At 60.5% G+C, this 26,689-nt stretch carries 23 protein-coding genes; 18 read left to right on the top strand and 5 right to left on the bottom strand.

Features of this window, described 5'->3' with window-relative positions:
- Nucleotides 1-62 precede the first annotated feature (62 nt).
- The 9 genes from argA (at nt 63) to C4J88_RS25945 (ending at nt 9,259) form a co-directional block, all read left to right on the top strand.
- Nucleotides 63-1,361, top strand: coding sequence for an amino-acid N-acetyltransferase (argA, locus tag C4J88_RS25985; protein WP_124368750.1), 1,299 nt, complete (start codon nt 63-65; stop codon nt 1,359-1,361).
- Between the two features lie 642 nt (nt 1,362-2,003).
- The gene (locus C4J88_RS25980; protein WP_124368749.1) at nt 2,004-3,377 is read left to right on the top strand and encodes an OprD family porin; all 1,374 of its coding nucleotides are present in this window, start codon (nt 2,004-2,006) and stop codon (nt 3,375-3,377) included.
- Nucleotides 3,378-3,648: 271 nt separating this feature from the next.
- Entirely contained in the window at nt 3,649-4,287 is a 639-nt protein-coding gene (locus C4J88_RS25975) for a peroxiredoxin (protein ID WP_015886425.1), read from the top strand.
- A gap of 307 nt (nt 4,288-4,594) precedes the next feature.
- Nucleotides 4,595-5,188, top strand: coding sequence for an NADPH-dependent FMN reductase (gene ssuE / locus C4J88_RS25970; RefSeq protein WP_124364877.1), 594 nt, complete (start codon nt 4,595-4,597; stop codon nt 5,186-5,188).
- A gap of 93 nt (nt 5,189-5,281) precedes the next feature.
- Complete coding sequence (locus C4J88_RS25965) at nt 5,282-6,250, top strand: sulfonate ABC transporter substrate-binding protein (RefSeq protein ID WP_124364876.1); 969 nt, start codon at nt 5,282-5,284, stop codon at nt 6,248-6,250.
- A gap of 25 nt (nt 6,251-6,275) precedes the next feature.
- Nucleotides 6,276-7,424, top strand: coding sequence for an FMNH2-dependent alkanesulfonate monooxygenase (gene ssuD, locus C4J88_RS25960; protein WP_124364875.1), 1,149 nt, complete (start codon nt 6,276-6,278; stop codon nt 7,422-7,424).
- Nucleotides 7,425-7,433: 9 nt separating this feature from the next.
- A complete protein-coding gene (gene ssuC / locus C4J88_RS25955; RefSeq protein ID WP_124364874.1) occupies nt 7,434-8,222 on the top strand; it encodes an aliphatic sulfonate ABC transporter permease SsuC in 789 nt (262 codons plus the stop codon).
- Nucleotides 8,219-9,025, top strand: coding sequence for an aliphatic sulfonates ABC transporter ATP-binding protein (ssuB, locus tag C4J88_RS25950; RefSeq protein ID WP_124368748.1), 807 nt, complete (start codon nt 8,219-8,221; stop codon nt 9,023-9,025). The genes ssuC and ssuB overlap by 4 nt, the downstream gene beginning before the upstream one ends.
- A gap of 18 nt (nt 9,026-9,043) precedes the next feature.
- Complete coding sequence (locus C4J88_RS25945) at nt 9,044-9,259, top strand: molybdopterin-binding protein (RefSeq protein WP_003176783.1); 216 nt, start codon at nt 9,044-9,046, stop codon at nt 9,257-9,259.
- Between the two features lie 129 nt (nt 9,260-9,388).
- Here C4J88_RS25945 and C4J88_RS25940 read toward each other — a convergent pair whose 3' ends face one another.
- Both C4J88_RS25940 and C4J88_RS25935 read right to left on the bottom strand, forming a co-directional pair.
- Nucleotides 9,389-10,018, bottom strand: a complete 630-nt coding sequence (locus C4J88_RS25940) for a TetR/AcrR family transcriptional regulator (RefSeq protein ID WP_124368747.1) — start codon at nt 10,016-10,018, stop codon at nt 9,389-9,391.
- Nucleotides 10,019-10,249: 231 nt separating this feature from the next.
- The gene (locus C4J88_RS25935; RefSeq protein WP_124364871.1) at nt 10,250-11,626 is read right to left on the bottom strand and encodes a glutamine synthetase family protein; all 1,377 of its coding nucleotides are present in this window, start codon (nt 11,624-11,626) and stop codon (nt 10,250-10,252) included.
- Nucleotides 11,627-12,236: 610 nt separating this feature from the next.
- Between C4J88_RS25935 and C4J88_RS25930 the strand changes: the two genes are divergently transcribed.
- The 7 genes from C4J88_RS25930 (at nt 12,237) to C4J88_RS25895 (ending at nt 20,625) form a co-directional block, all read left to right on the top strand.
- Entirely contained in the window at nt 12,237-13,595 is a 1,359-nt protein-coding gene (locus C4J88_RS25930; protein WP_124364870.1) for a glutamine synthetase family protein, read from the top strand.
- A 58-nt stretch (nt 13,596-13,653) separates the two neighbouring features.
- Nucleotides 13,654-15,018: an aspartate aminotransferase family protein gene (locus C4J88_RS25925; protein WP_124368746.1), complete on the top strand. Its 1,365-nt coding sequence runs from the start codon at nt 13,654-13,656 to the stop codon at nt 15,016-15,018.
- 192 nt (nt 15,019-15,210) lie between these two features.
- On the top strand, nt 15,211-16,305 hold the full coding sequence (locus tag C4J88_RS25920) for a polyamine ABC transporter substrate-binding protein (protein WP_124408686.1): 1,095 nt from the start codon (nt 15,211-15,213) through the stop codon (nt 16,303-16,305).
- A gap of 219 nt (nt 16,306-16,524) precedes the next feature.
- Nucleotides 16,525-17,619, top strand: a complete 1,095-nt coding sequence (locus C4J88_RS25910) for a polyamine ABC transporter substrate-binding protein (RefSeq protein WP_124408459.1) — start codon at nt 16,525-16,527, stop codon at nt 17,617-17,619.
- Nucleotides 17,620-17,684: 65 nt separating this feature from the next.
- Nucleotides 17,685-18,827: an ABC transporter ATP-binding protein gene (locus C4J88_RS25905; protein WP_003176776.1), complete on the top strand. Its 1,143-nt coding sequence runs from the start codon at nt 17,685-17,687 to the stop codon at nt 18,825-18,827.
- A complete protein-coding gene (locus C4J88_RS25900; RefSeq protein ID WP_057014223.1) occupies nt 18,824-19,744 on the top strand; it encodes an ABC transporter permease subunit in 921 nt (306 codons plus the stop codon). The genes C4J88_RS25905 and C4J88_RS25900 overlap by 4 nt, the downstream gene beginning before the upstream one ends.
- Nucleotides 19,741-20,625, top strand: coding sequence for an ABC transporter permease subunit (locus C4J88_RS25895; protein ID WP_124364867.1), 885 nt, complete (start codon nt 19,741-19,743; stop codon nt 20,623-20,625). The genes C4J88_RS25900 and C4J88_RS25895 overlap by 4 nt, the downstream gene beginning before the upstream one ends.
- A 198-nt stretch (nt 20,626-20,823) precedes the next feature.
- Here C4J88_RS25895 and C4J88_RS25890 read toward each other — a convergent pair whose 3' ends face one another.
- On the bottom strand, nt 20,824-21,462 hold the full coding sequence (locus C4J88_RS25890) for an HD domain-containing protein (RefSeq protein WP_124408458.1): 639 nt from the start codon (nt 21,460-21,462) through the stop codon (nt 20,824-20,826).
- Nucleotides 21,463-21,672: 210 nt separating this feature from the next.
- Between C4J88_RS25890 and C4J88_RS25880 the strand changes: the two genes are divergently transcribed.
- A complete protein-coding gene (locus tag C4J88_RS25880; RefSeq protein ID WP_124408457.1) occupies nt 21,673-22,638 on the top strand; it encodes a GlxA family transcriptional regulator in 966 nt (321 codons plus the stop codon).
- Between the two features lies 1 nt (nt 22,639).
- On the opposite strand, the gene C4J88_RS25875 is transcribed toward C4J88_RS25880, so the two are convergent.
- Together C4J88_RS25875 and C4J88_RS25870 are read right to left on the bottom strand one after the other, a co-directional pair.
- Entirely contained in the window at nt 22,640-24,994 is a 2,355-nt protein-coding gene (locus C4J88_RS25875) for a penicillin acylase family protein (RefSeq protein WP_124408456.1), read from the bottom strand.
- Nucleotides 24,995-25,022: 28 nt separating this feature from the next.
- Nucleotides 25,023-25,598 (bottom strand): DUF6436 domain-containing protein, encoded by a 576-nt coding sequence (locus C4J88_RS25870; protein WP_124408455.1) that lies wholly within the window; start codon nt 25,596-25,598, stop codon nt 25,023-25,025.
- A 99-nt stretch (nt 25,599-25,697) separates the two neighbouring features.
- On the opposite strand from C4J88_RS25870, the gene C4J88_RS25865 reads away from it, so the two are divergent.
- The gene (locus C4J88_RS25865) at nt 25,698-26,639 is read left to right on the top strand and encodes an alpha/beta hydrolase (protein ID WP_124408685.1); all 942 of its coding nucleotides are present in this window, start codon (nt 25,698-25,700) and stop codon (nt 26,637-26,639) included.
- Nucleotides 26,640-26,689 lie beyond the last annotated feature (50 nt).

Raw genomic sequence — 26,689 nt, 5'->3', positions numbered from 1 at the left:
CCCGCTGTGCGCTTTCACGATTGATCCTTTTTTGGCTGCTTTTTATTACAGGCCCAGGTGTTATGCCCGACTACGTTAATTGGCTTCGTCACGCTTCGCCCTACATCAATGCCCACCGCGACTGCACCTTTGTGGTCATGCTGCCTGGCGATGGGGTGGAACATCCGAACTTCGGCAATATCGTCCACGACCTGGTGCTGTTGCACAGCCTGGGTGTGCGACTGGTGCTGGTGCACGGCTCGCGTCCGCAAATTGAAGCCCGCCTTGAAGCGCGCGGCCTTACCCCGGCTTATCACGAAGGTTTGCGCATTACCGATGCGGCGACGCTCGAGTGCGTGATCGACGCGGTGGGGCAGTTGCGTATTGCCATTGAAGCGCGCCTGTCCATGGACATGGCGTCATCGCCCATGCAGGGCTCGCGCCTGCGGGTGGCCAGCGGCAACCTGGTGACCGCGCGGCCAATTGGTGTGCTCGAAGGCGTGGACTATCACCACACTGGCGAAGTGCGCCGGGTCGACCGCAAGGGCATCAACCGGCTGCTGGACGAGCGCTCCATCGTACTGCTGTCGCCGTTGGGTTATTCGCCCACCGGTGAGATTTTCAACCTGGCCTGCGAAGACGTTGCCACCCGTGCCGCCATCGACCTGGGCGCCGACAAATTGCTGCTGTTTGGTGCCGACCTGGGCCTGATCGATGAAAACGGCCGACTGGTGCGTGAGTTGCGTCCGCAGCAAGTGCCGGCGCATCTGCAGCGCCTGGGCAGCAACTATCAGGCCGAGCTGCTCGATGCCGCCGCCGAAGCCTGCCGTGGCGGGGTAGGGCGCAGCCATATTGTCAGCTACGTCGAAGACGGCGCCTTGCTTACCGAACTGTTCACCCGCGACGGCGGCGGTACGCTGGTTGCCCAGGAGCAATTCGAACTGGTGCGCGAAGCGGCGATTGAAGACGTCGGCGGTTTGCTCGACCTGATCAGCCCGCTGGAAGAGCAGGGCATCCTGGTGCGTCGTTCCCGGGAAGTGCTCGAGCGCGAGATCGAGCAGTTCAGCGTGGTCGAGCGTGAAGGCATGATCATCGCCTGCGCGGCGTTGTATCAGATCGCCGATTCGGATGCGGGTGAGCTGGCATGCCTGGCGGTGAACCCGGAATACCGCCATGGCGCACGCGGCGATGTATTGCTCGAGCGCATCGAGACCCGTGCCCGGGCCCAGGGCCTGAAGACCTTGTTTGTCCTCACCACCCGCACCGCCCACTGGTTCCGTGAGCGCGGCTTTGTGCCAAGCAGCGTGGACCGCCTGCCGTCGGCGCGAGCGTCGCTGTACAACTATCAGCGCAACTCGAAAATTTTCGAGAAGGCCCTGTAAACCTAATCCACCAAAACACACACGTATCCAAATGTGGGAGGGGGCTTGCCCCCGATAGCAGTGGGTCAGTTAACTGATAAGTCGCTGACAGACCGCAATCGGGAGCAAGCCCCCTCCCACATTTGAGCCCTGCGCCTTCAAAAACTTTACCAAGGCTTCAGAACCTTTCATTCGTGCCGATACGATAAAAAGGCCGTCGCGTTGAAACCAAAAGAAAGTAATCCCGATACAAAAACTGTAACAAATTGACGGGAGGATGTGCCTTTGGCCATGATGGCGTCGCCTTTTTGATCGTGGGTGACGTATGCAGCAGAACGTCAACACTAAGCGATCTAAAAAAGCGCTGATAAATACCCTTTAGGAATTAGCTTATGGGATGGTCGGTCTAGCCTGACCAGCCCGGTGCGTGAATGCGCTTATTCCTGAATCGTATGAAAAAGAATGAAACAATTCTTTTTGGGTGTATGAAAAACTCATTACCCTGCAGGGACCAAATCAACTGCGGTTAGACGAAGGTAGTAGGCACGCAAGGTTAGGATTGACTTGGTGGTCACTATCTGGCGCTAATCGCGCATCTGTGGATCAAGGGCGTCAGACCCGAGACCAAAGAAATACAAAAATTAGAAATGAGAGGAGCGGTACATGAAGAAGTCCACCTTGGCTGTGGCTGTAGCGTTGGGCGCCATCGCCCAGCAAGCAGGCGCTGCCGGTTTCATCGAAGACAGTAAAGTAACGCTGGGTCTGCGTAACTTCTACATCAACACCGACAACCGCGACTCGGCCGCTGGCACTGCAGCCAACAAGCGTGCCGGTGTGCAAAACAAGCAGGAAGAATGGGGCCAGGGCTTCGACCTGCGCTTCATCTCCGGTTACACCCAAGGCACCGTAGGCTTCGGTCTCGACGCTATCGGCCTGCTGGGTGTTCGCCTGGATTCCGGCGGCGGCACCAACGGCGCCACGGCGAGCTCCTACGGTGGCACCGTGTTCCCGAGCAAGTCCAATGGCGAAGCCGTTGATAACTACTCGAGCCTGGGCCTGACCGCCAAAGCCAAGATCTCCCAGACTGAACTGAAGCTCGGTACGCTGCAGCCAAAACTGCCGGTCATCGTGACCAACGACGGTCGTCTGCTGCCGCAGACCTTCCAGGGTGGCCAGATCACCAGTAACGATGTCTACAAAGACCTGACGCTGGTTGCCGGCCAGATCGAAAAAGCCAAGGGCCGTAACTCCAGCAACGTCGACAACCTGTCGATCGCCGGTGCCAACTCCCGTGGTGCAAACTGGCGCGACAGCAACAAATTCTACTACGCCGGTGGTGACTACAAGATCACCAAGGACCTGACTGCCCAGTACTACTACGGCAATCTGGAAGACTTCTACAAGCAGCACTTCCTGGGCCTGACCCATAACTGGGCCATCGGTCCTGGCGTACTGAAGTCTGACCTGCGTTATTTCAACAGCTCGGATGACGGCAAGAACGGCCACGAGTCGGCTTACTTCTCCTCGGGCAACTACAGCGGCGTGAACTCCGGTCGTGGCAAGGTCGATAACAACCTGTACAGCGGCCTGTTCCTGTACACCGTTGCCGGTCATACCTTCGGTGGTGGTTACCAGGTCAGCAACGGCAGCAGCGACTTCCCTTGGTTGAACCAGGGTGACGGCTCGTCGGCTTACCTGACCACTGACATGCAAATCGCCAAGTTCGCCCGTGCTGGCGAACGTACCTGGCAAGCTCGCTACTCCTACGACTTCGCCAAGGTTGGCGTGCCTGGCTTGACCGCCGGTGTCGTGTACCTCAAAGGCACCGACATCGATACCGTCAACGGTAGCCGTGCCGAGTTCACCGGCCAGTCCGAGTGGGAACGTGACATTACGGTTGCGTACGTTGTTCCAGAAGGCGTGTTCAAGAACGTCGGCGTTGCCTGGAAAAACGCTATGTGGCGCAACGATGTTGCTGCAGCGCGCGATCAGGACGAAAACCGTGTAATCGTCAGCTACACCTACGCGTTCAAGTAACTGCTTAAAGCCTTGCCCGGCGCAATGCCGGGCAAGGTGTGTTGCTTTCAAGTCGGGCTCAACCCCCGCAAGCCCTTCCTGAAATCCCTCTTGGTACAGCGTCTCAAGGCCTTCTCGAACCTTGAAACGATGTTGATCCTCGTCCGCTCCCAAGTCCAATGAACAGATTTTTATATTCTTTTATCGTCTAGATAAATCGATATTTATTCTTTTTAAAATCTTCCCAAACCCTGCACAGTGGGCTCCATAAGCACTCATCAGGAGCCCCACCATGAGCCTAAGACTGGGCGACATCGCCCCCGACTTCGAACAGGATTCCAGCGCCGGCAAGATTCGTTTCCACGAATGGCTGGGCGATAGCTGGGGTGTGCTGTTCTCTCACCCGGCGGACTTTACCCCGGTGTGCACCACCGAACTGGGCTTCACCGCCAAACTCAAGGATGAATTCGCTCAGCGAGGCGTCAAGGCCATCGCCTTGTCGGTTGACCCGGTGGACTCGCACCACAAGTGGATCGAAGACATCAACGAAACCCAGAACACCGTCGTCAATTTCCCGATCCTGGCCGATGCCGACCGCAAGGTCTCGGACCTCTACGACCTGATCCACCCCAACGCCAGTGACACCCTCACCGTGCGCTCCCTGTTCGTGATCGACCCGAACAAGAAAATCCGCCTGACCATTACCTACCCGGCCAGCACCGGTCGTAACTTCCACGAAATCCTGCGGGTGATCGACTCGCTGCAGCTGACCGACAACCATAAGGTCGCCACTCCCGCCAATTGGCAGGACGGTGATGAGGTGGTGATCGTGCCGTCGCTCAAGGATGAGGAAGAGATCAAGAAACGCTTTCCCAAGGGCTATAGGGCCGTGAAGCCGTACCTGCGGCTTACCCCACAACCCAATCGTTGACACAGGACCCATGTGGGAGGGGGCTTGCTCCCGATTGCGGTGGGTCAGTCAATGCACTTGTTACTGAAAGACCGCTATCGGGAGCAAGCCCCCTCCCACATTTTCACCGTTCACATAGCAGGGGTTTTTCAGGCCGTTTCGACGGCCTTTTTTTTCGCCTGGCGATCTGTTTATCTCATATGTTTTTATGGAATAAACAAATGAATAAATAAGATTTAAAGATATATAAATCTACTGCTAAGGTCTGTCCCATCTTGGCGCCATCGCCACACAGCGAACCGCCGACACTTGCTCAAGGAATACTTGCATGCTGGTCGTAACACTTGGAGGCAGTCCCAGTCAGCGTTCCCGCTCCGGGGTCTTGCTGGAGAAAACCCGTCAATGGTTGCAGGACCAGGGCGTGGAAGTGGTGAGTTACCAGATCCGCGACTTTCCGGCCGAAGACCTGCTGCATGCACGGTTCGACAGCCCCAAGGTCATCGACCTGTTGCAGCAAGTGGCGAATGCCGATGGTTTGGTGATCGCCACGCCTGTGTACAAGGCCTCGTTCTCCGGTGCCTTGAAGACCGTACTCGACCTGCTGCCCGAGCGCGCTCTGGCCCACAAGGTGGTCTTGCCGATGGCCACCGGTGGCAGCATCGCGCACATGCTGGCGGTGGATTACGCCCTCAAGCCCGTGCTGTCGGCGCTCAAAGCGCAGGAATTGCTCCATGGGATCTTTGCCGAAGACAGCCAGATCGCCTACGGCGAGGGCAGTGCCCAGGCGCAATTGGTGCCCGTGCTCGAACAGCGCTTGCACGAAGCCCTGGAGCAGTTTTACAGCGCCATGGCCCGCCGCCCGAAACCGCTCGACCCACATGTACTGAATGAACGCTTGTTGAGTGCTCGCTGGAGCATTTAAGCCTTACCCGACATCTGGAAACACTCACCTTACTCAGCCGCCAACGGCCAAGCAGGTGCCGCCAATACCCTAATCGCACATTTGGAGAGCGCCATGCGCACTGTCATTTTGCGTCGCGGTCTGGTCGCACTGTTTGCTGCGGCTGTGTCCTTCGGCGCCATCGTTCAAGCCCACGCCGCAGAAACCCTGCGCATCGGTTACCAGAAATACGGCACGCTGGTGCTGCTCAAGGCCAAGGGCACCCTGGAAAAACGCCTGGCTGCCCAGGGCGTGCAGGTGCAATGGACCGAATTCCCCGGTGGCCCGCAATTACTCGAGGGCCTGAACGTCGGCTCCATCGACTTTGGCGTCACCGGCGAAACCCCACCCGTGTTCGCCCAGGCCGCCGGTGCGGACCTGCTTTACGTGGCCTACGAGCCGCCCGCGCCGACCAGTGAAGCGATCCTGGTGCCCAAGGATTCGACGATCAAAACGGTGGCCGAGCTCAAGGGCAAGAAGATCGTGCTGAACAAAGGCTCCAACGTGCACTACCTGCTGGTTCGTGCACTGGAAGACGCCGGCCTTGCCTACACCGACGTGAAAACCGTGTTCCTGCCGCCCGCCGATGCCCGCGCGGCCTTCGAACGCGGCAGTGTGGACGCCTGGGTGATCTGGGACCCGTACCAGGCCGCCGCCGAGAAACAGCTGCAAGCGCGCACCCTGCGCGACGGCACCGGCATTGCCGACAACCACCAGTTTTACCTGGCGACCAAACCCTACGCCGAACAGCACCCCGAAGTGATCAAGGCGCTGGTGGAAGAAGTGCGCGCCGTGGGCGAATGGTCCAAGGCCAACCCGCAGGAAGTGACGGACCAGGTCGCGCCGCTGCTCGGCCTGCCCGCTGATATCACCCTGACCTCGGTGAAACGCCAGGGCTACGGCGCGCTGTTCCTGACGCCCGAAGTGGTCGCGGCCCAGCAGAAAATCGCCGACAGCTTCTACCAGCTCAAATTGATTCCCAAGCCCTTGAGCATCAAGGACGTGATCTGGACCCCACCCGCCTCGGTTGCCAAAGCGCCGTAATCCGACTTCTTCAGGAGACAACTCCATGAGCCTCAATATTTTCTGGTTCCTGCCTACCCACGGCGACGGTCATTACCTTGGCACCGCCGAAGGCGCTCGCGCCGTCGATCACGGTTACCTGCAACAAGTGGCCCAGGCCGCTGACCGCCTGGGCTTCGGTGGGGTGTTGATCCCCACCGGGCGCTCCTGCGAAGACTCGTGGCTGGTGGCTGCCTCGCTGATTCCGGTGACCCAGCGTTTGAAATTTCTGGTTGCGCTGCGCCCCGGGATCATTTCCCCGACGGTGGCCGCGCGCCAGGCGGCGACCCTGGACCGCCTGTCCGGTGGCCGTGCGCTGTTCAATCTGGTGACCGGCGGTGACCCGGAAGAACTGGCCGGCGACGGCTTGTTCCTCAGTCACGAAGAGCGCTACCAGGCGTCGGTGGAATTCACGCGCATCTGGCGTCGCGTGCTGGAAGGCGAGACCGTGGATTACGACGGCGAGCACATCAGCGTCAAAGGCGCCAAGTTGCTCTACCCGCCAATCCAGCAGCCACGCCCGCCGCTGTATTTCGGCGGTTCGTCCGAAGCGGCCCAGGACCTGGCAGCCGAACAGGTGGAAATGGTACTGACCTGGGGCGAACCCCCGGCAGCGGTGGCGGAAAAAATCGAACAAGTACGGGCCAAGGCCGCCAAGCTTGGGCGCACTCTGCGCTTTGGTATTCGCTTGCATGTGATCGTGCGTGAAACCAACGAGGAGGCGTGGAAAGCCGCCGATAAACTGATCTCTCACCTGGACGACGAAACCATCGCCCGCGCCCAAGCGTCCCTGGCGCGCTTCGACTCGGTGGGCCAGCAGCGCATGGCGGCCTTGCATGGCGGCAGTCGCGACAACCTGGAAGTCAGCCCCAACCTGTGGGCCGGGGTCGGCCTGGTGCGCGGCGGTGCGGGCACTGCGCTGGTGGGCGATGGCCCAACGGTTGCGGCACGGGTCAAGGAATATGCAGACCTGGGCATCGACACCTTTATCTTCTCCGGTTATCCCCACCTGGAAGAGTCGTATCGGGTCGCAGAACTGCTGTTCCCGCACCTGGATATCGAACGTCCCGAACTGCCGAAAAGCGCCGGCTACGTCAGCCCGTTCGGCGAGATGGTGGCCAACGACATCCTTCCCAAAGCTGCGTCGCAGAGCTGAGGGGGTGCCATGAACCTGGAAAAATTCAGCCATCGCGTAGCGCCCTGGGTGCTGCCGATTCTATTGCTAGCGGTGTGGCAGTTGTCGGTGACGGCAGGTTGGCTGTCCACGCGCATTCTGCCGGCGCCCAGTGCGGTCATCGAGGCTGGCATCAACCTGGTCCGCAGCGGCGAAATCTGGACGCACCTGGCGATCAGCGGCTGGCGCGCGGGCCTGGGCTTTGTGATCGGTGGCAGCATCGGCCTGGCCCTGGGCTTTATCACCGGCCTGTCGAAGTGGGGCGAGCGTCTGCTGGACAGCTCGGTGCAGATGATCCGCAACGTGCCGCACCTGGCGCTGATTCCCTTGGTGATCCTGTGGTTCGGGATTGACGAGACCGCGAAGATTTTCCTGGTGGCCCTGGGCACGTTGTTCCCGATCTACCTGAACACTTACCACGGCATCCGCAACGTCGATCCGGCGCTGGTGGAAATGTCGCGCAGCTACGGCTTGTCCGGCTTCAGCCTGTTCTGGCAAGTGATCCTGCCGGGCGCGTTGCCGTCGATCCTGGTGGGCGTGCGCTTTGCCCTGGGCTTTATGTGGTTGACGCTGATCGTGGCGGAAACCATCTCGGCCAGTTCGGGCATCGGTTACCTGGCGATGAACGCCCGCGAGTTCCTGCAGACCGACGTGGTGGTGCTGGCCATTGTCATGTACGCGATCCTCGGCAAGCTGGCCGACCTGGCGGCGCGAGGCCTGGAACGGGTGTGGCTGCGCTGGCACCCGGCGTATCAAGTGAATAAGGGAGGTGCGGCATGACGGCTCAACAACCCCCGCGCCTGCTCAAGGGCATCCCCCTGGCGGTGCGCAAATTGCGCAAATCCTTTGGCGCTCGCGAAGTGCTCAAGGACATCGACCTGCATATCCCGGCCGGCCAATTCGTGGCGGTGGTCGGCCGCAGCGGCTGTGGCAAAAGTACCTTGCTGCGTCTGCTGGCGGGGCTGGACAAAGCCAGTGGCGGCGAGCTTCTGGCAGGTTCTGCGCCGCTGCATGAGGCAATCGAAGACACGCGGCTGATGTTCCAGGAAGCGCGCTTGCTGCCGTGGAAAAAGATCATCGACAACGTCGGCCTGGGCCTTACGGGCAACTGGCGCCCCAAGGCGTTGCAAGCGCTGGAGGCGGTAGGCCTGGCCGAGCGCGCCGAGGAGTGGCCGGCGGCCTTGTCCGGTGGCCAGAAGCAGCGCGTCGCGTTGGCGCGGGCCCTGATTCACCAGCCGCGCCTGTTGCTGCTTGACGAACCGCTGGGCGCGCTGGATGCCCTGACACGTATCGAGATGCAGCAACTGATCGAAAACCTGTGGCGCAAACACGGCTTTACCGTGCTGCTGGTCACCCATGACGTCAGTGAAGCCGTGGCGATTGCCGACCGGGTCATCCTGATCGAAGACGGCGAAATCGGCCTGGACCTGATGGTGGACCTGCCTCGTCCCCGCGCCCGAGGTTCACATCGCCTGGCTGCGCTGGAAGCCGAAGTGCTCAACCGCGTGCTGTCGCTGCCCGGCTCACCGCCGGAACCCGAACCTGTTTCACCGCTGCCGACGCAATTGCGTTGGGCTCAATAACTCGCAGAGGAAAAAATCATGACTATCAAAGCCATCAACGTGCGTAACCAGTTCAAAGGCACCATCAAGGAAATCGTGGTGGGCGATGTGTTGTCGGAAATCGACGTGCAGACGGCGTCCGGCATCGTCACCTCAGTGATCACCACCCGTTCGGTCAAGGAGCTGGAGTTGGTGATTGGCAGTGAAGTGATTGCCTTTGTGAAGTCGACCGAGGTGTCGATCGCCAAACTGTAATTGCTTGATCGTTCCCACGCTCTGCGTGGGAATGCCGCCTGGGACGCTCCGCGTCCCGCTGCATAAAAGTGACGCAGAGCGTCATGGGATGCATTCCCACGCAGAGCGTGGGAACGATCATTAGAAGAATCACCGCTTGGGCAAATACGCCGGCAAATAAAGCCCCACATACGCATCAAACACCCGCATCCCTTCCTCCGCCATGCGCGGCGTGATCTGCCCATGCTGGTGCACCGAACGCGCATACACGCGGTCGCTGAGCTCCAATGCCAGGGCGAACACATCCACATCGCTGGGTAACGTCGGCACTTCGAAATGGCGATTGAACACGTCGAGCATCAGATCCCCCAATTCCAGGTCATGCTGACGATCCGCCTGGGTGACTTCGGTCAAGCCATGCTGGGCCAGAATCAACTGACGGGCTGCGGCATCATTGCTGTAGACGGTGAGCATGCGCTGTTCGACGATGCAGGACAGGTCGCGCCAGGTCTGGAGCGAGTCATGTTCGATGGGCGCCTGGATGGCCGCGCGGAAGGCTGCATGCACATCCGTCGTCAACGCCTCCAGTAACGCCGGCACGCTGGCGAAAAAGTGGTACACCGACGAGGGCGGGATCTGCGCGCGTTCGGCCACGCTGTAGATCGACAAGCCGGCCACGCCTTCGGCCGCCAGCAAGGCGCGGGCGGCGTCCAGGATCGCGTCGATCCGGGCCTGGCTGCGGGCGCGGGGTTTGCGAGGGGCGGCGGGGCGGGGGGGCATGGAAGTCTCCTACAGGGCAGCGGGCATTGTATGAGCAGGAAGGTGTGTTGTCTGCCCAGTCGCTATCGGGAGCAAGCCCCCTCCCACACTTGACCGAGTTCCAACTTTGGAATGCAATCAAATGTGGGAGGGGGCTTGCTCCCGATGCTGCCAACGCGGTCCCTCAGAAGAAACCCATAAAAAACGCCGCAGGCCATAAGCTCTGCGGCGCTCTTTTTCTGCAGCCGCTGTTTAAACGGTATGCAGATACCAGTTGTACTCAAGGTCGGAGATGGAGTGTTCGAACTCTTCCAGCTCACTTTCCTTACAGGCGACGAAGATATCGATGTATTTAGGATCGATGTACTTGGCCATCACCTCGCTGTCATCCAACTCGCGCAGGGCATCGCGCAGGTTGTTCGGCAGGCTTTGTTCGTTCTGCTCGTAGCTGTTGCCTTCCACGGGAGCGCCCGGTTCGATCTTGTTGGTCAGACCGTGGTGCACACCCGCCAGGACCGAAGCCATCAGCAGGTAAGGGTTGGCGTCGGCGCCCGCCACGCGGTGCTCGATACGCACGGAGTCGGCAGTGCCGGTCGGTACGCGAATCGCCACGGTTCGGTTGTCCAGGCCCCAGCACGGCGAGTTCGGCACGTAGAACTGTGCGCCGAAACGACGGTAGGAGTTGACGTTGGGGCACAGGAACGCCATTTGGGCGGGCAGGGTCTCGAGCACACCGCCGATCGCGTGACGCAATGCGGCGTTCTGCTCGGGATCCTCGCTGGCAAAGATGTTCTTGCCGTCTTTGTCCAGAATGGAGATGTGTACGTGCAAACCGTTGCCTGCCTGGCCTGGGTAAGGCTTGGCCATGAAGGTGGTGTCCATCTCATGGTCGTAGGCGATGTTCTTGATCAGGCGCTTGAGCAGTACCGCGTAGTCGCAGGCCTTGATCGGGTCGGCGACGTGGTGCAGGTTCACTTCGAACTGCGCCGGGGCACTTTCCTTGACGATGGCGTCGGCCGGGATGCCTTGCTCTTTGGCACCTTCCAGAATGTCCTGGAGGCAGTCGACGTATTCGTCGAGGTCGTCGATCAGGTAGACCTGTGTCGAGTGCGGGCGTTTGCCGGAAATCGGCGAGCGAGGCGGTTGTGGCCGGCCGTTCACGTTCTCCTGGTCGATCAGGTAGAACTCAAGCTCGAAGGCGGCGCAGATGGTCAGGCCCATGTCGTCGAACTTGCTCACCACTTGGCGCAGCACTTCGCGCGGATCGGCGAAGAAGGGTTCACCTTCCAGTTCGTGCATGGTCATCAGCAGTTGCGCGGTGGGGCGCTTTTGCCAGGGCTCATTGCACAGGGTGTCGGGGATTGGATAACAGATTCGGTCAGCATCACCGATGTCCAGGCCCAGGCCGGTGCTTTCCACCGTAGAGCCGTTGATATCCAGGGCAAATAAAGAGGCAGGCAGGTTAATGCCCTTCTCGTAAACCTTGTGGAGGCTGGTGCGTTCGATGCGCTTACCGCGCACCACACCATTCATATCCGCAATTAGAAGGTCTACGTACAGAACCTCAGGATGATCCTTAAGGAACGCGTTCGCTTCGTTAAGCTGAACGGCACGCGGGGGTACCGACATGATGCAACACCTTTGTTGTTAAAAATATCAATCATTGATCTTTTCTGGTTTCAGTCAACCCGAACGGCATGCCGAAGTCAAGCGAGGCCTTTTTTGCCCTGAAAAAGCGCCAGGGCGCCTTTTTTGGGGCTTTTTGGGGCGGTTTTTTGGGTTTGAGGGTCTTGGGACCTGCAGGCTTGAGCGGGCCGTGTTGTATTTTTTACGGGGGTGTTGTGTAAAAAAATGAACAAGGCTAAGCTCGATTCAAACCCATAACAGCAATAATACCGGGGTGCTTCATGTCTCGCCTGCCGCCAACTGGCGTCTTGGCCTGCTTCAGCCAGGCTGTGTGTTCCGTTTATTCCTGCAGCGTGTATCCCTGCGCACCGGCCAATATTCTTGACGCTTGGGCCAACCCTCTCTTTTTCCCTTCGTTTGTCTCAACGGTGCCGCCCGGCAGCGCCAATGCAGAGTGCTGCTCATGATTCTGCACAAGTTTGGCGTGAGGAATGCAACGCTGCAGCAAATGGCAGGTAAGCTCCTACCCTGAGTGAACAAAACGACGCGGATGCTGCGTCAACCAACGCCTGGCCTTTTAATGGATGCCAGGAAACCCAGCCCAGAGGCATTTATGAGTAACAACCTCGACCAGCTCACCGATTGGTTGAAAGACCACAAGATCACAGAAGTCGAATGCATGATTGGCGACCTCACCGGCATCACCCGGGGCAAGATCTCGCCGACCAACAAGTTCATCGCCGAAAAAGGCATGCGCCTGCCCGAGAGCGTTCTGCTGCAGACCGTGACCGGCGACTATGTCGAAGACGACATCTATTACGAATTGCTCGACCCGGCCGACATCGACATGATCTGCCGCCCCGACCAGAACGCGGTGTTCCTGGTGCCCTGGGCCATCGAGCCGACCGCCCAGGTGATCCACGACACCTACGACAAGCAAGGCAACCCGATCGAGCTGTCGCCGCGCAACGTGCTCAAGAAGGTCCTCAAGCTCTACGCTGATCGCGGCTGGCAGCCCATCGTGGCGCCGGAGATGGAGTTCTACCTGACCAAGCGCTGCGAAGACCCGGACTTCCCGCTGCAACCGCCCATCGGCCGCTCCGGTCGCCCGGAGACGGGCCGCCAGTCCTTCTCTATAGAAGCCGCCAACGAATTCGACCCACTGTTCGAAGACGTCTACGACTGGTGCGAGCTGCAGGAACTGGACCTCGACACGCTGATCCACGAAGACGGCACCGCGCAGATGGAAATCAACTTCCGTCACGGCGATGCGCTGTCCCTGGCCGACCAGATCCTGGTGTTCAAGCGCACCATGCGTGAAGCGGCGCTCAAGCACAACGTGGCCGCCACCTTCATGGCCAAGCCGATGACCGGCGAGCCCGGCAGCGCGATGCACTTGCACCAGAGCATTATCGAGATCGCCACCGGCAAGAACGTCTTCTCCAATGAAGACGGGACCATGAGCCAACTGTTCCTCAATCACATCGGCGGCCTGCAGAAATTCATCCCCGAATTGCTGCCTTTATTCGCGCCCAACGTGAACTCGTTCCGCCGCTTCCTGCCCGACACCTCGGCGCCGGTGAACGTGGAGTGGGGCGAAGAAAACCGCACCGTGGGCCTGCGCGTACCGGATGCCGGCCCGCAGAACCGCCGCGTGGAAAACCGTTTGCCGGGCGCCGATGCCAACCCGTACCTGGCGATTGCCGCCAGCTTGCTGTGTGGCTACATCGGCATGGTCGAAGGCCATAACCCGAGCGCACCCGTGGTGGGGCGTGGCTACGAGCGACGCAACCTGCGCCTGCCGTTGACCATCGAAGACGCGCTGGAACGCATGGAAAACAGCAAGACCATCGAGAAATACCTGGGTCAGAAGTTCATCACGGGCTACGTCGCGGTCAAGCGGGCCGAGCATGAAAACTTCAAGCGCGTGATCAGTTCGTGGGAGCGGGAATTCCTGCTCTTTGCCGTCTGATGCGCCGGGCGCGCTGCTGGAACAGCGCGCCCCCACCTGAAATGTCTAGGAGATCGGTATGTCCAGCAACAACCCGCAAACCCGTGAATGGCAAGCCTTGAGCAATGATCACCACCTGGCGCCGTTCAGCGACTTCAAGCAATTGAAAGAGAAAGGCCCAAGGATCATCACCAAAGCCCACGGCGTTTACCTGTGGGACAGCGAAGGCAACAAGATCCTCGACGGCATGGCCGGCCTGTGGTGCGTGGCGATCGGCTACGGTCGCGATGAACTGGCAGACGCCGCCGCCCGGCAGATGAAAGAGCTGCCGTACTACAACCTGTTCTTCCAGACCGCTCATCCGCCGGTACTCGAGCTGGCCAAAGTCATTTCCGACGTCGCACCCGCGGGCATGAACCACGTGTTCTTCACCGGTTCCGGCTCCGAAGGCAACGACACCATGTTGCGCATGGTCCGCCACTACTGGGCGATCAAAGGCCAGCCCAACAAGAAAACCATCATCAGCCGCAAGAATGGCTACCACGGCTCCACCGTGGCCGGCGCCAGCCTGGGCGGCATGACCTACATGCATGAACAGGGTGACTTGCCGATTCCGGGCATCACCCACATCGCCCAACCGTACTGGTTTGGCGAAGGCGGCGACATGAGCCCTGAAGAATTCGGGATCTGGGCCGCCAACCAGTTGGAAGAAAAGATCCTGGAGCTGGGCGTGGACACGGTCGGTGCCTTTATTGCCGAGCCGATCCAGGGCGCCGGTGGCGTGATCGTGCCGCCCGACAGCTACTGGCCGCGCATCAAGGAAATCCTCGCCAAGTACGACATCCTGTTTGTCGCCGACGAAGTGATCTGCGGTTTCGGCCGTACCGGCGAGTGGTTCGGCAGCGATTTCTACGACCTCAAGCCCCACATGATGACCATCGCCAAAGGCCTGACCTCGGGCTACGTGCCCATGGGCGGCCTGATCGTGCACGACGATGTGGTGGCCGTGCTCAACGAAGGCGGCGATTTCAACCACGGTTTCACCTACTCCGGGCATCCGGTGGCGGCGGCGGTGGCCCTGGAAAACATCCGCATCCTGCGCGATGAAAAAATCGTTAACCGTGTACACGACGAAACGGCACCGTATTTGCAGAAACGTCTGAGGGAGCTGGCGGACCATCCACTGGTGGGTGAAGTGCGCGGCGTGGGCATGCTCGGTGCAATTGAGCTGGTGCAGGACAAGGCCACGCGCAAGCGTTACGAAGGGAAGGGTGCGGGCATGATCTGCCGCACGTTCTGCTTCGAAAATGGCCTGATCATGCGCGCCGTGGGCGACACCATGATCATTTCGCCGCCGCTGGTGATCAGCCAGGCCGAAATCGACGAACTGGTGACCAAGGCCCGCCAGTGCCTGGACCTGACTTTGGCGGCATTGCAGGGCTAAGTGCTAGGCTCAGTGCGCAGCGGCTTTCGGGTGCTGCGACTGTGTAGATAAATGTGGGGGCCTGTTGAAAGCGGGCCCCCGAACTTGCCAGACTGTCGTCCTGTTTTGTTGCCCTTTGGCTGGGCCCGAAACACCTACAACTTGCGGCCCCAAAAAGAAAAATCGGAGCATCACCCAATGAAGGCATTAGGTTTGAAGAACGCTGGCAAGACCCTCCTCGCCTTGTCCCTGATGGGCGCAATGGCGAGCGCGGCCCAGGCGGACAATAAAGTGCTGCACGTCTACAACTGGTCCGACTACATTGCACCGGACACCGTCGCCAACTTTGAAAAAGAGTCCGGCATCAAGGTGGTGTACGACGTGTTCGACAGCAACGAGACCCTGGAAGCCAAGTTGCTGGCAGGCAAGTCCGGCTACGACATCGTTGTACCGTCGAACAACTTCCTCGCCAAGCAGATCAAGGCCGGTGTCTACCAGGAGCTGGACACGTCCAAGCTGCCCAACTACAGCAACCTGAACAAATCCCTGCTTAAGGCCGTGTCGGTCAGCGACCCGGACAACAAGCACGCCTTCCCGTACATGTGGGGCTCGATTGGTATCGGCTACAACCCGGAGAAGGTCAAGGCTGCGCTGGGCGTGGACAAGATCGAGTCGTGGGATGTGCTGATGAAGCCGGAAAACATCGCCAAGCTGAAAAGCTGCGGCGTGAGCTTCCTCGACTCGCCGACCGAAATGCTGCCGATCGCCCTGCATTACCTGGGCCTGCCGACCGACAGCCAGAAGAAGGCCGACCTCAAGCAAGCCGAAGACCTGTTCCTGAAAATCCGCCCTTCGATTGGCTACTTCCACTCGTCCAAGTACATCTCGGACTTGGCCAACGGCAACATCTGCGTGGCCGTAGGTTATTCGGGTGACATCCAGCAGGCCAAGTCCCGTGCGGCTGAAGCCGGTGGCAAAGTCAAAGTGGCCTACGACATTCCGAAAGAAGGCGCCGGCAGCTTCTTCGACATGGTCGCCATCCCGAAAGATGCTGAAAACGTCGAGGCCGCGTACGCATTCATGAACTACCTGCTCAAGCCGGAAGTCATGGCGTCGATCACCAACAGCGTGCGCTTCCCGAACGGCAACGAGAAGGCCACCGCGCTGGTCGACAAAGACATCACCAGCGACCCGGGCATCTACCCGTCGGCAGAAGTGCAGGCCAAGCTCTACGCGATTGCCGACTTGCCGGCTGCGACCCAGCGCGAGATGACGCGCAGCTGGACCAAGATCAAATCCGGTAAATAAAGGCAGAAAACCTGTAGGAGCGAGCTTGCTCGCGAAAAATTCAAGAGCGCTGCGGGGTGCCTGATGCCCCGCATGATCGTTGACGACCTTCGCGAGCAAGCTCGCTCCTACAGTTAGATGAAAGAAAGTTTTGCCGGATCGGGTTATCGAGGGTAAGTTGCGCGCCGGTTTTGTTGCCGGGCAACAACTCTAGGGCCAACTATTTAAGAGGACCTCCACTTGCCAATTTCTTTATTTCGCAAAGCCTTGCTGGTGGGTGCAGGTATCACGCTGGCTGTCAGCGTGCAGGCCGCACCGACCGTGCATGTTTATAACTGGTCGGACTACATCGGCCCCGACACATTGGCCAACTTCGAAAAGGCCACCGGCATCAAGCCCGTCTATGACGTGTTCGATTCCAACGAAACCCTGGAAGGCAAGCTGCTCGCCGGGCGTACCGGCTACGACGTGGTGGTGCCGTCCAACCACTTTTTGGGCAAGCAGATCAAGGCCGGGGCGTTCCAGAAGCTGGATAAGTCCCTGCTGACCAATTACGCCAACCTTGACCCGGCATTGCTCAAGCGTCTTGAGAAAAATGATCCGGGCAATGGCTACGCCGTGCCATACCTGTGGGGCACCAACGGCATCGGTTACAACGTCGACAAAGTGAAGGAGGTGCTGGGCGTCGACAAGATCGACTCCTGGGCCATGCTGTTCGAACCGGAAAACATGAAGAAGCTCGCCACCTGCGGTGTTTCATTCATGGATTCGGCGGATGAAATGCTGCCGGCCGTGCTCAACTACATGGGCCTGGACCCGAACAGCACCAACCCGGCCGACTACAAGAAGGCCGAGGAAAAACTGCTCAAAGTACGCCCCTACGTGACCTACTTCCATTCCTCCAAATACATCTCGGACCTGGCCAACGGCAATATTTGCGTGGCGGCCGGTTTCTCCGGTGATGTGTTCCAGGCCAAGGCCCGCGCAAGCGAGGCGGGCAAAGGCGTGAACATCGCCTACGCGATTCCCAAGGAGGGCGGCAACCTGTGGTTTGACGTGCTGGCGATCCCCAAGGACGCCGCCAATGTCAAAGAGGCTCACGCCTTCATCAACTATTTGCTGCAACCTGAAGTGATCGCTCAGGTCAGTGATTACGTCGGTTATGCCAACCCTAACCCCGGGGCGGACAAACTGATGGAGCAATCGATACGCACCGACGCAGCGGTTTACCCACCGCAGGCGGTTCTCGACCGGACATTCGTCAACTTCGAGCTACCCCCGAACGTGCAGCGTTTAATGACCCGTAGCTGGACCAAGGTCAAAACGGGCAAGTAAGGCTCAAACTATTCAAGGTTCGCCTGCACCGGGCGAGCTGTACTCTTTTTTTGGGAGTTTCGTAAATGGCAGTTGCCTCCGGCGCCTATAAGAAAGCCCTCGAGGGCGACCAGACACCGAAAAAGGTGTTGGTCAAAATCGACCGGGTCACGAAGAAGTTCGACGAGACGATTGCGGTGGACGATGTGTCCCTGGAAATCAAGAAAGGCGAGATCTTCGCCTTGCTCGGCGGTTCGGGTTCGGGCAAGTCCACCTTGCTGCGCATGCTCGCAGGCTTCGAGCGCCCGACTGAAGGCCGCATCTACCTCGACGGTGTGGACATCACCGACATGCCGCCCTACGAGCGGCCGATCAACATGATGTTCCAGTCCTACGCCTTGTTCCCGCACATGACCGTGGCACAGAACATCGCCTTCGGCCTGCAACAGGACAAGATTCCCAAGGCTGAAGTCGACGCTCGCGTGGCCGAGATGCTCAAGCTGGTGCAGATGAGCCAGTACGCCAAGCGCAAGCCGCACCAGTTGTCCGGCGGCCAACGCCAGCGTGTGGCCCTGGCCCGTTCCCTGGCCAAGCGCCCGAAACTGCTGCTGCTCGATGAGCCGATGGGCGCCCTCGACAAGAAGCTGCGCTCTCAGATGCAGCTTGAGCTGGTCGAGATTATCGAGCGCGTCGGCGTGACCTGTGTGATGGTGACCCACGACCAGGAAGAGGCCATGACCATGGCCGAGCGCATCGCCATCATGCACCTGGGCTGGATCGCCCAGATCGGCAGCCCGATCGACATCTACGAAACGCCCACCAGCCGCCTGGTGTGCGAGTTCATCGGCAACGTCAATATCTTCGACACCCAAGTGGTGGACGACGCCGAAGGCCACGCCGTACTCAAGTGCCCGGACCTGGACCGCGATATCTACGTGGGCTACGGCATCGCCACCGCAGTGGAAGACAAGTCGGTGACTTACGCCATCCGCCCGGAAAAACTGCTGGTCACAACAGAAATGCCGACCTGCGAGCACAACTGGTCCAGCGGCAAAGTCCACGACATCGCCTACCTGGGCGGCCACTCGGTGTTCTATGTGGAGCTGCCGAGCGGCAAGCTGGTGCAGTCCTTCGTCGCCAACGCCGAACGCCGTGGCCAGCGCCCAACCTGGGGCGACCAGGTGTACGTCTGGTGGGAAGACGACAGCGGCGTGGTACTTCGCTCATGAACATGAAGAAATTCAAGCGGCGCTTGGATCGCATCGTGCCCAGTGGCAAGCAGGTGGTCATCGGGATTCCCTTCCTCTGGCTGTTCCTGTTTTTCGCTCTGCCGTTTTTCATCGTGCTGAAAATCAGCTTTGCCGAAGCCGATGTGGCGATCCCGCCCTACACCGAGATCTACACCTACGTTGAGCAAAAGCTGCAAGTGGTGCTGAACCTGGCCAACTACAGCTTGCTGGCGGGTGATGAACTCTACATCGCCGCGTACCTGGGCTCGCTGAAGATGGCCTTTTTCAGCACGCTGCTGTGCCTGCTGATCGGCTACCCGATGGCCTACGCCATCGCCACCGCACGCAAGGAAATGCAAACGGTGCTGGTGCTGTTGATCATGATGCCGACCTGGACCGCGATTCTGATCCGCGTCTATGCGTGGATGGGCATCCTCAGCAACAACGGTTTGCTCAACGGCTTCCTGATGTCCATGGGGCTGATCAACGAACCGCTGCAGATCCTCAACACCAATATCGCGGTGTATATCGGCGTGGTCTATTCGTACCTGCCATTCATGATCCTGCCGCTGTACGCCAACCTGGTCAAACACGACCAGAGCCTGCTGGAAGCGGCATCGGACCTGGGTTCGAGCACCTTCAACAGCTTCTGGAAAATCACCGTGCCGCTGTCCAAGAACGGCATCATCGCCGGCTGCATGCTGGTGTTTATCCCGGTGGTGGGTGAGTTCGTGATTCCTGAACTGCTCGGCGGCCCGGAAACCCTGATGATCGGTAAAGTGCTGTGGCAAGAATTCTTCAACAACCGTGACTGGCCGGTGGCCTCTGCATTGGCCGTGGTGATGCTGGCGATCCTGATCGTGCCGATCATTCTGTTCAACCGCAGCCAGGCCAAAGAGCTGGAGGGCAAGATATGAAGCGCTTTCGTTTCTCCAGCTTCATGCTGGTCGTGGGGTTGTTGTTCATCTACCTGCCGATGCTGATCCTGGTGATCTACTCGTTCAACGAATCCAAGCTGGTGACGGTGTGGGGCGGTTGGTCGATCAAGTGGTACGTGGGCCTGCTGGACAACACCCAGTTGATGGGCTCGGTGGCGCGCTCCCTGGAAATCGCCTGCTACACGGCGGTGGCGGCGGTAGCGCTGGGTACACTGGCGGCGTTCGTGCTGACACGCATCAGCCAGTTCAAGGGCCGTACGCTGTTCGGCGGCCTGGTCACGGCGCCGTTGGTGATGCCGGAAGTGATCACCGGCCTGTCGCTGTTGCTGCTGTTCGTGGCCATGGCGCAGATGATCGGCTGGCCCCAGGAGCGTGGCATCGTCACCATCTGGATCGCCCACACCACCTTCTGCGCGGCGTATGTAGCGGTGGTGGTGTCGGCACGTTTGCGTGAACTGGACCTGTCGATCGAAGAAGCGGCGATGGACCTGGGCGCGCGGCCGTGGAAGGTGTTCTTCCTGATCACCATCCCGATGATCGCGCCATCGCTGGCGGCGGGCGGCATGATGTCGTTCGCGCTGTCGCTGGATGACCTGGTACTGGCCAGCTTCGTCTCGGGCCCGGGTTCGACCACCTTGCCGATGGAAGTGTTCTCGGCCGTGCGCCTTGGGGTTAAACCTGAGATCAACGCGGTGGCCAGCCTGATTCTGCTGGCGGTGTCGCTGGTGACCTTCCTGGTGTGGTTCTTCAGCCGTCGGGCCGAGGAGCATCGCAAGAAAGCCATCCAGCAAGCGATTGAAGAAGCGGCGGCGGATGGCTGGAAACAGCCGGACGCGCGCCGGGCGCCCGCACCGGTCTAACTGCCGGAACTGGGTCCAAATGTGGGAGGGGGCTTGCCCCCGATAGCAGTGTGTCAGTCAGCACACCTGATACTGATACACCGCCATGATCGTTCCCACGCTCCGCGTGGGAGCGCCTCCTGTGACGCTCTGCGTCACGCTTTTAGAAGCTGACGCGGAGCGTCCTGGCCTGCATTCCCACGCAGAGCGTGGGAACGATCAAGTCCAGGGTGAAGTACGAATCACCTCGACAAAATTCATCGGCTTGAACCCCGGCTCCTGATCCACCAGCACGTCGGTCTTCACGTTGCCAAACGTGGTCTGCGGGCGATGACGCAAGCCATCGGCGAACGCGCAGATGATGCATTCCTTGAATCCCTCACCGCGTGGATGCGCATGCACCACGGCTTCGCGCTGCACGTTGCTGAACGCGGCGTAGTCCAGGCCCAACACGTCCATCTCCACCCCTGCCGTCACCAGCGCTACGGTCGGGCGCAGATGCTGCGGCACGCCCGGCGTGGTGTGCAGGGCAATGGACAGCCATACCTGTTCGATATCGTCATCACTGAGCCCATAAGGCTTGAGGAAAGCGGCCGCCGCGTTGGCGCCGTCCACTTCGAAGCGTTCGTCGGCGCTGCGATGGCCTTCCACCAGGCCGAGGTCGTGGAACATTGCGCCGACGTACAGCAACTCCGGGTTGTACGCCAACTGCTTGCGCTCACCGCTCAATGCGCCGAACAGGAATACCCGGCGGGAGTGGTGGTAGAGCAGGTCGGACTCGATGTCGCGGATGTATTCCGTGGTGGCCCTGGCCAGGGCGCTGTCGGGGATCGTGATACCGGCGATGGTGGTGCTCATGGGGGTTCTCCTCTGGGAAGCATCCAGTCTGGTCGTGCTTGCGTGCGAGGGCTATGGCGACGAGGGAGCGATCCCGGCCAATGTGTCGACACATCGTGCCAAGGCAAAATCGGCTAGGGTAAGGCCTGCGACAATCCAAATGTGGGAGGGGGCAAGCCCCCTCCCACAGGGTTCTGTGTTTTATTCAGCTAAGAAAAGGTGTCTGTGAGCATGGGCAAAACCGTCGCCATCCTGATCTTCCCTGGCGTCCAGTCACTGGACGTGACCGGGCCTATGGATGTGTTCTGCGAGGCCAACCGCTTCCTCGCGTCTGAAGACCACTATCAGCTGGACGTGATCGGCTTTGCACACGGCAGCATGGCCTGTTCCAACGGGTTGTCATTGCAGGCCCACCGGCATTACAGCGAGGCCCTGCAGGCTTATGACCTGTTGCTGGTCGCCGGTGGCCCGCAGTTGCCGTTCGAGGATTTTGGCGCGGCGTTCGATGACTGGCTGCGCGCCGCCGCCGCGCGGGCGCGACGCTTTGGTTCGATCTGCAATGGTGCCTTCATGCTGGCCCGCGCGGGTCTGCTGGACGGTAAAACCGTTACCACCCATTGGGGAGACGCCGCCGACCTGGCCCGGTTGTGCCCCTCGGCCCACGTCGAAGCCGACCGCCTGTATGTGCAGGACGGCAACCTCTACACCTCGGCCGGGGTCACGGCGGGGATCGACCTGTCGCTGTACCTGCTGGCCCAGGACCATGGCCCGGAAGTCGCATTGAGCGTGGCCAAGCGTTTGGTGGTGTTCACCCAGCGCTCGGGCGGCCAGTCACAGTTCAGCCCGTTCCTCACGCCCCATGCCGAAACCACCTCGGCGGTGGCGTTGGTGCAGTTGTATGTGCTGGCGAACCTGACCGGGGACCTGGGCATTGCCGACCTGGCCAAGGCGGCGAATATGAGTGCGCGCAATTTCTCCCGGGTGTTCGCCCGTGAAGCACGGATTACGCCGGCGGAATTTGTCGAGAGGGCGCGGGTGGATGCGGCGCGGGTCATGCTCGAAAGCACGCACGCACCGCTCAAGACGGTGGCCTACCAATGCGGTTTTCGCGATGCGCAGCACATGCGCAGTGTGTTCAACCGTCGCCTGGGCGTGACGCCGCAACAGTTCAGGCTCAATTTTGCAGCGCCCGTCTAGCTTATCTGGCCGGTAGCAGCTTGAGGGTGCCACGGGTATTGGCCGTGATTTCCTCTTCATTGAAATGCGCCTGCTCGTAGCCGCCTTCGATATAGGTTTGCGCCTGATCGCTGTAGTGAGCATCAAAGGGCACACCGCTTTGCCCCACCGGGTTGATGGTCAAGGCATGGGCCGCGTCGGCGAAGTCGATCAGGCGGCGGGTCGAGGGGCCGTAGGTCACCGGCCAGGGCGCCGGGCCGATCATGGCGGTCTGGTTGTTCGGCACTTCGTGACTGCCCGGTGCCGCGAAGGGGCCCACGTTGAATAGCCTGTCCAGCGGCTTCTGCATGCCCAGCGGGTGGCCGTGGGTCAGGGTGTGCGCCTTGCCCCACTGCCACTGGGACGGGTCATCGCCGAAGCTGGCTTTCAGGTGCGCCAGGCTGTTGTCCCAGGCCAGCTTGACGGTGCCAGCTCGCGTGCCGTTCCACCAGGGCGAATCCGGCGTGGCGGCCAGGCGTGGCAGGGCGGCGTCGATCACGCGGGTGCCGAGCAGGGTCTTGAACATAGCGTCGCCCAATTTCGGGTGGAAGGTGGCGTCAGCGAGATTGAACAGCAATTGGTTGAACAGGGTGGCGCTGGTGGAATCCAGCGGGTAGTCGCCTTTCCAGCTTGCCAGTTGCTCCACCAGCTTTACCTGCGCCGGGTCTGTGACCACCTCACGCAGCACCGGCAACAGCGGCGCCAGCAGGCGCGGCCCAAAGGCAGTGGTGGTGCCCAGTTGCAGGGCCTGGCTGTTGTTGACGTCCCACTTCACGCTGTTGTCGCTCAACTGCGCATTCAACTGCTGGCCACGGTCGGCCAGGTTGTAATAACCAGGGATCTCCATGCCGGTGGGTGACGCCGGCTGGGCATTGGCGGAGACCACATAGCCGCGCGCCGGGTTTTCTTCCTGGGGGTTGGCGCTGAAGGGGTAGAAGCCCAGCTTGTCGGCCTGGGCGGTACTGCCGTCGAGGATGAACGCCGGGTTGACGCCGGCCGGGCGTATCGGCAATTGCGCCGCCGCCCACCAGCCAATATCGCCCTTGGCATTGGCCCACACGATATTCAGCCCAGGCGCCGAGACGTTGGCCGCCGCCGCCCGTGCCTTGGCCAGGGAGTCGGCACGGTTGAGCTGGTAGAAACCCTCGAGGATCGGGTTTTCGCTGTCGAGGAACGCCCACCACATGGCGATCGGCGTGGTGCTGGCGTTTTCACCGAGCACGTCATTGACGATCGGGCCGTGGGGCGAGCGGCGCAGGGTCAGCGTGACCGGGGCCTGGCCCTTGACCTGGATCTGCTGTTCGCTGCTGCTCATGTCGACCCACTGGCCGTGATACCAGACCTGGTTAGGGTTGGCCGGGTTGACCTTTTCGGCGATCAGGTCGAGGTCGTCGTTCTGGAACATGGTCAGGCTCCAGCCGAAGTCCAGGTTGTGCCCGAGGAAGGCCACCGGCACCAGCGCGTTGTGGTAGCCATACAACTCAAAGCCGGGCGCCGACAGCTGCGCCTCGTACCACACCGACGGCACCGAGAAGCGGATATGGGGGTCGCCCGCCAGCAATGGCTTACCGCTCTGGGTACGACTGCCGCTGATGGCCCAGGCATTGCTGCCTTCAAATTGCGGCAAACCGTTTTCAGCCAGGGCCTGCTCGCTCAGGCTGGCGAGGGCGCCAAGAGTCTTCCAGTCGCCGGCCGCCAGGTTAAGGGCGCCTTTGGCTTGCCAATCGAGGTCGAAGACCTTGAGGTAGTCACTGCCCAGTTGGTCGCGTACGTAAGTCAGCACCGGTTCGGTACGAAAGGCCGCAGCAAAGCTGTAGGCCATATACCCGGCGACACTGATGGAGTCCTCGGCGGTGAACGGGCGCCTGGGGATGCCCAGCACGTCGAACTCCATCGGGCTGGCGTGGCTGGCCTGATATTGGTTGATCCCGTCCAGGTAGGCTTGCAGGGCCTTCCAGGCGGCCGAGTCGGTGTTCATGTGCTCGACGTAGCTTGAGGCGCGCTCGCGAATCCGCAGGCTGCGAAACAGCTTATCGGTCTCCAGCAGCTTGGGCCCGAGCACCTCGGCCAGCTCGCCACGGGCCAGGCGGCGCATGATTTCCATCTGGAACAGCCGGTCCTGGGCATGCACATAGCCCAGGGCGCGGTACAGGTCGGCCTCGTTGCCGGCGCGGATATGCGGCACGCCACGGTCGTCGTAGCGCACCGTGACCGAGCCTTGCAAGTGCGCCAGCGTGACCGTGCCCTGGCGGGTGGGTTGCTTGCTGTAGACGTACCAGCCGGCGCCGAGGGCGACCAGCACAACCAGCACCACGAGAGCCTGCAAGACACGCTTCATCGACTTTCCTTAACCCTGAATGGACCGACTACGGTTCCTTAGGCCACGAACAATAGCAGCCCACCGCCAGGGTGTGCGTGGCATTCACTTCGCGCCCGGCTTTGAGGGCCTTGAGGATCGGCTCGATAAAACTGTTGCCGGAATTGCACGTCAGCCCTTCGCTGTACGGCCCGAAATACGCCAGCTTGCCTGTACGGTCCCAGATGCCCACGGCCGGGCTGGCCGGCACCTGATCGGCGCCGGGCAGGGCGTCGAGGGTTTTCATCTGGCGCAGGGTGTCCGGCAGGGCGCCGTGGCTGCCGGCCTTTTGCAAGGCATAGAACTCGACACCTTGGGGCGCGTATTGCTCGATCAGCTCACTCAGGTGTTGCTGGTTACCGACATTGCACGGGCAGGCCGGGTCCCAGAAGTGCACCAGGCGAATCGGCCCAGGCCCGCGCAGTGCGGCGGGCAGTTGCAGCGTATCGCCGGAGAACACCGCCGTGTGTTCGCTGAAGGCGCGCAGGTAACGGCCCTGGAACCAGTCATACGCGGCCCACAGCACGGCGGCGCAGATAATCAGCACCAGGCTGGCGAACAAGGCAGTGCGGTAGGGCTGTCGCATTCAGAGGTATCCTCGCGGGTCGCGTAGCTTGCCATGCTTGTCCTGACAGATGAATATCGCAGCTCGATATTCATCTTCACCGTCAGTCTGGAAGCCTTTATGCCCGTTAACTTTGACCCTGATCATCTGCGCGAAAGCTTGCGGCCCCTGGTGGATGCGCAGCCTTTGTCAGCCGAGGCGCGGGTCTATCAACGTTTCTATGGACTCGACCTGGGCGCACGCAAGGTGCCGGCCGTGAGCCGTCTGGGGCGCTTGGAGGTGGGCGGGTTCGAGGTGGTGGCGCAGGTATGGTGGCCGCCTGCGCCGGTGGCGACAATGTTTATGTTCCACGGCTTTTACGACCATATGGGGCTGTACCGCCACGTAGTGGACTGGGCGTTGGACCAAGGCTTCGTAGTGATCGCCTGCGACCTGCCGGGCCATGGCTTGTCCAGCGGCGTGCGTGCCAGTATCGATGAGTTTGCGGTGTACCAGGACGTGGTCCAGGCGTTGTTCGCCGAGGCCCAGGCGCTGCAATTGCCGCAACCCTGGCACCTGTTCGGGCAAAGCACCGGCGGCGCCATCGTGGTGGATCACCTGCTCAACCACGGCGCCGAAAGCCCGGCCCAAGGCAAGACCTTTCTGCTGTCGCCGCTGGTACGTCCGCGTGCATGGGGCTGGTCGCAAGCCAGCTATTACCTGCTGCGCCCGTTCGTCAAAGGCATCGCGCGACGGTTCAGCGATAACTCCAACGACCCGGCCTTCAAGCCCTTTCTCGAAGCCGACCCGTTGCAGCCGCGCCAACTGCCGACCGCCTGGGTAGGCGCCCTGGCGCGCTGGATCAAACGCATCGAAGCCGCACCGCGCAGCCCACGGCGGCCGGTGATCGTGCAGGGTGAAGAGGATATGACGGTGGATTGGCAACATAACTTGCAGGTGCTGCGCAGTAAGTTTGACCAGCCCGAGGTGTTGATGCTCAAGCGTGGGCGGCATCACCTGGCGAACGAAATTCCGGAGATTCGCGAAGAATATTTCCGGTATCTGACAGACCAACTGAAGTAACGCATTCCAAATGTGGGAGGGGGCTTGCCCCCGATTGCGGTGGGTCAGCT

The organism is Pseudomonas sp. R4-39-08 (assembly GCF_003852275.1).
Classification (GTDB): domain Bacteria; phylum Pseudomonadota; class Gammaproteobacteria; order Pseudomonadales; family Pseudomonadaceae; genus Aquipseudomonas.
Note: the sequence above shows the minus strand (reverse complement) of the source record. Positions and strands in the feature narration are given on the sequence as shown.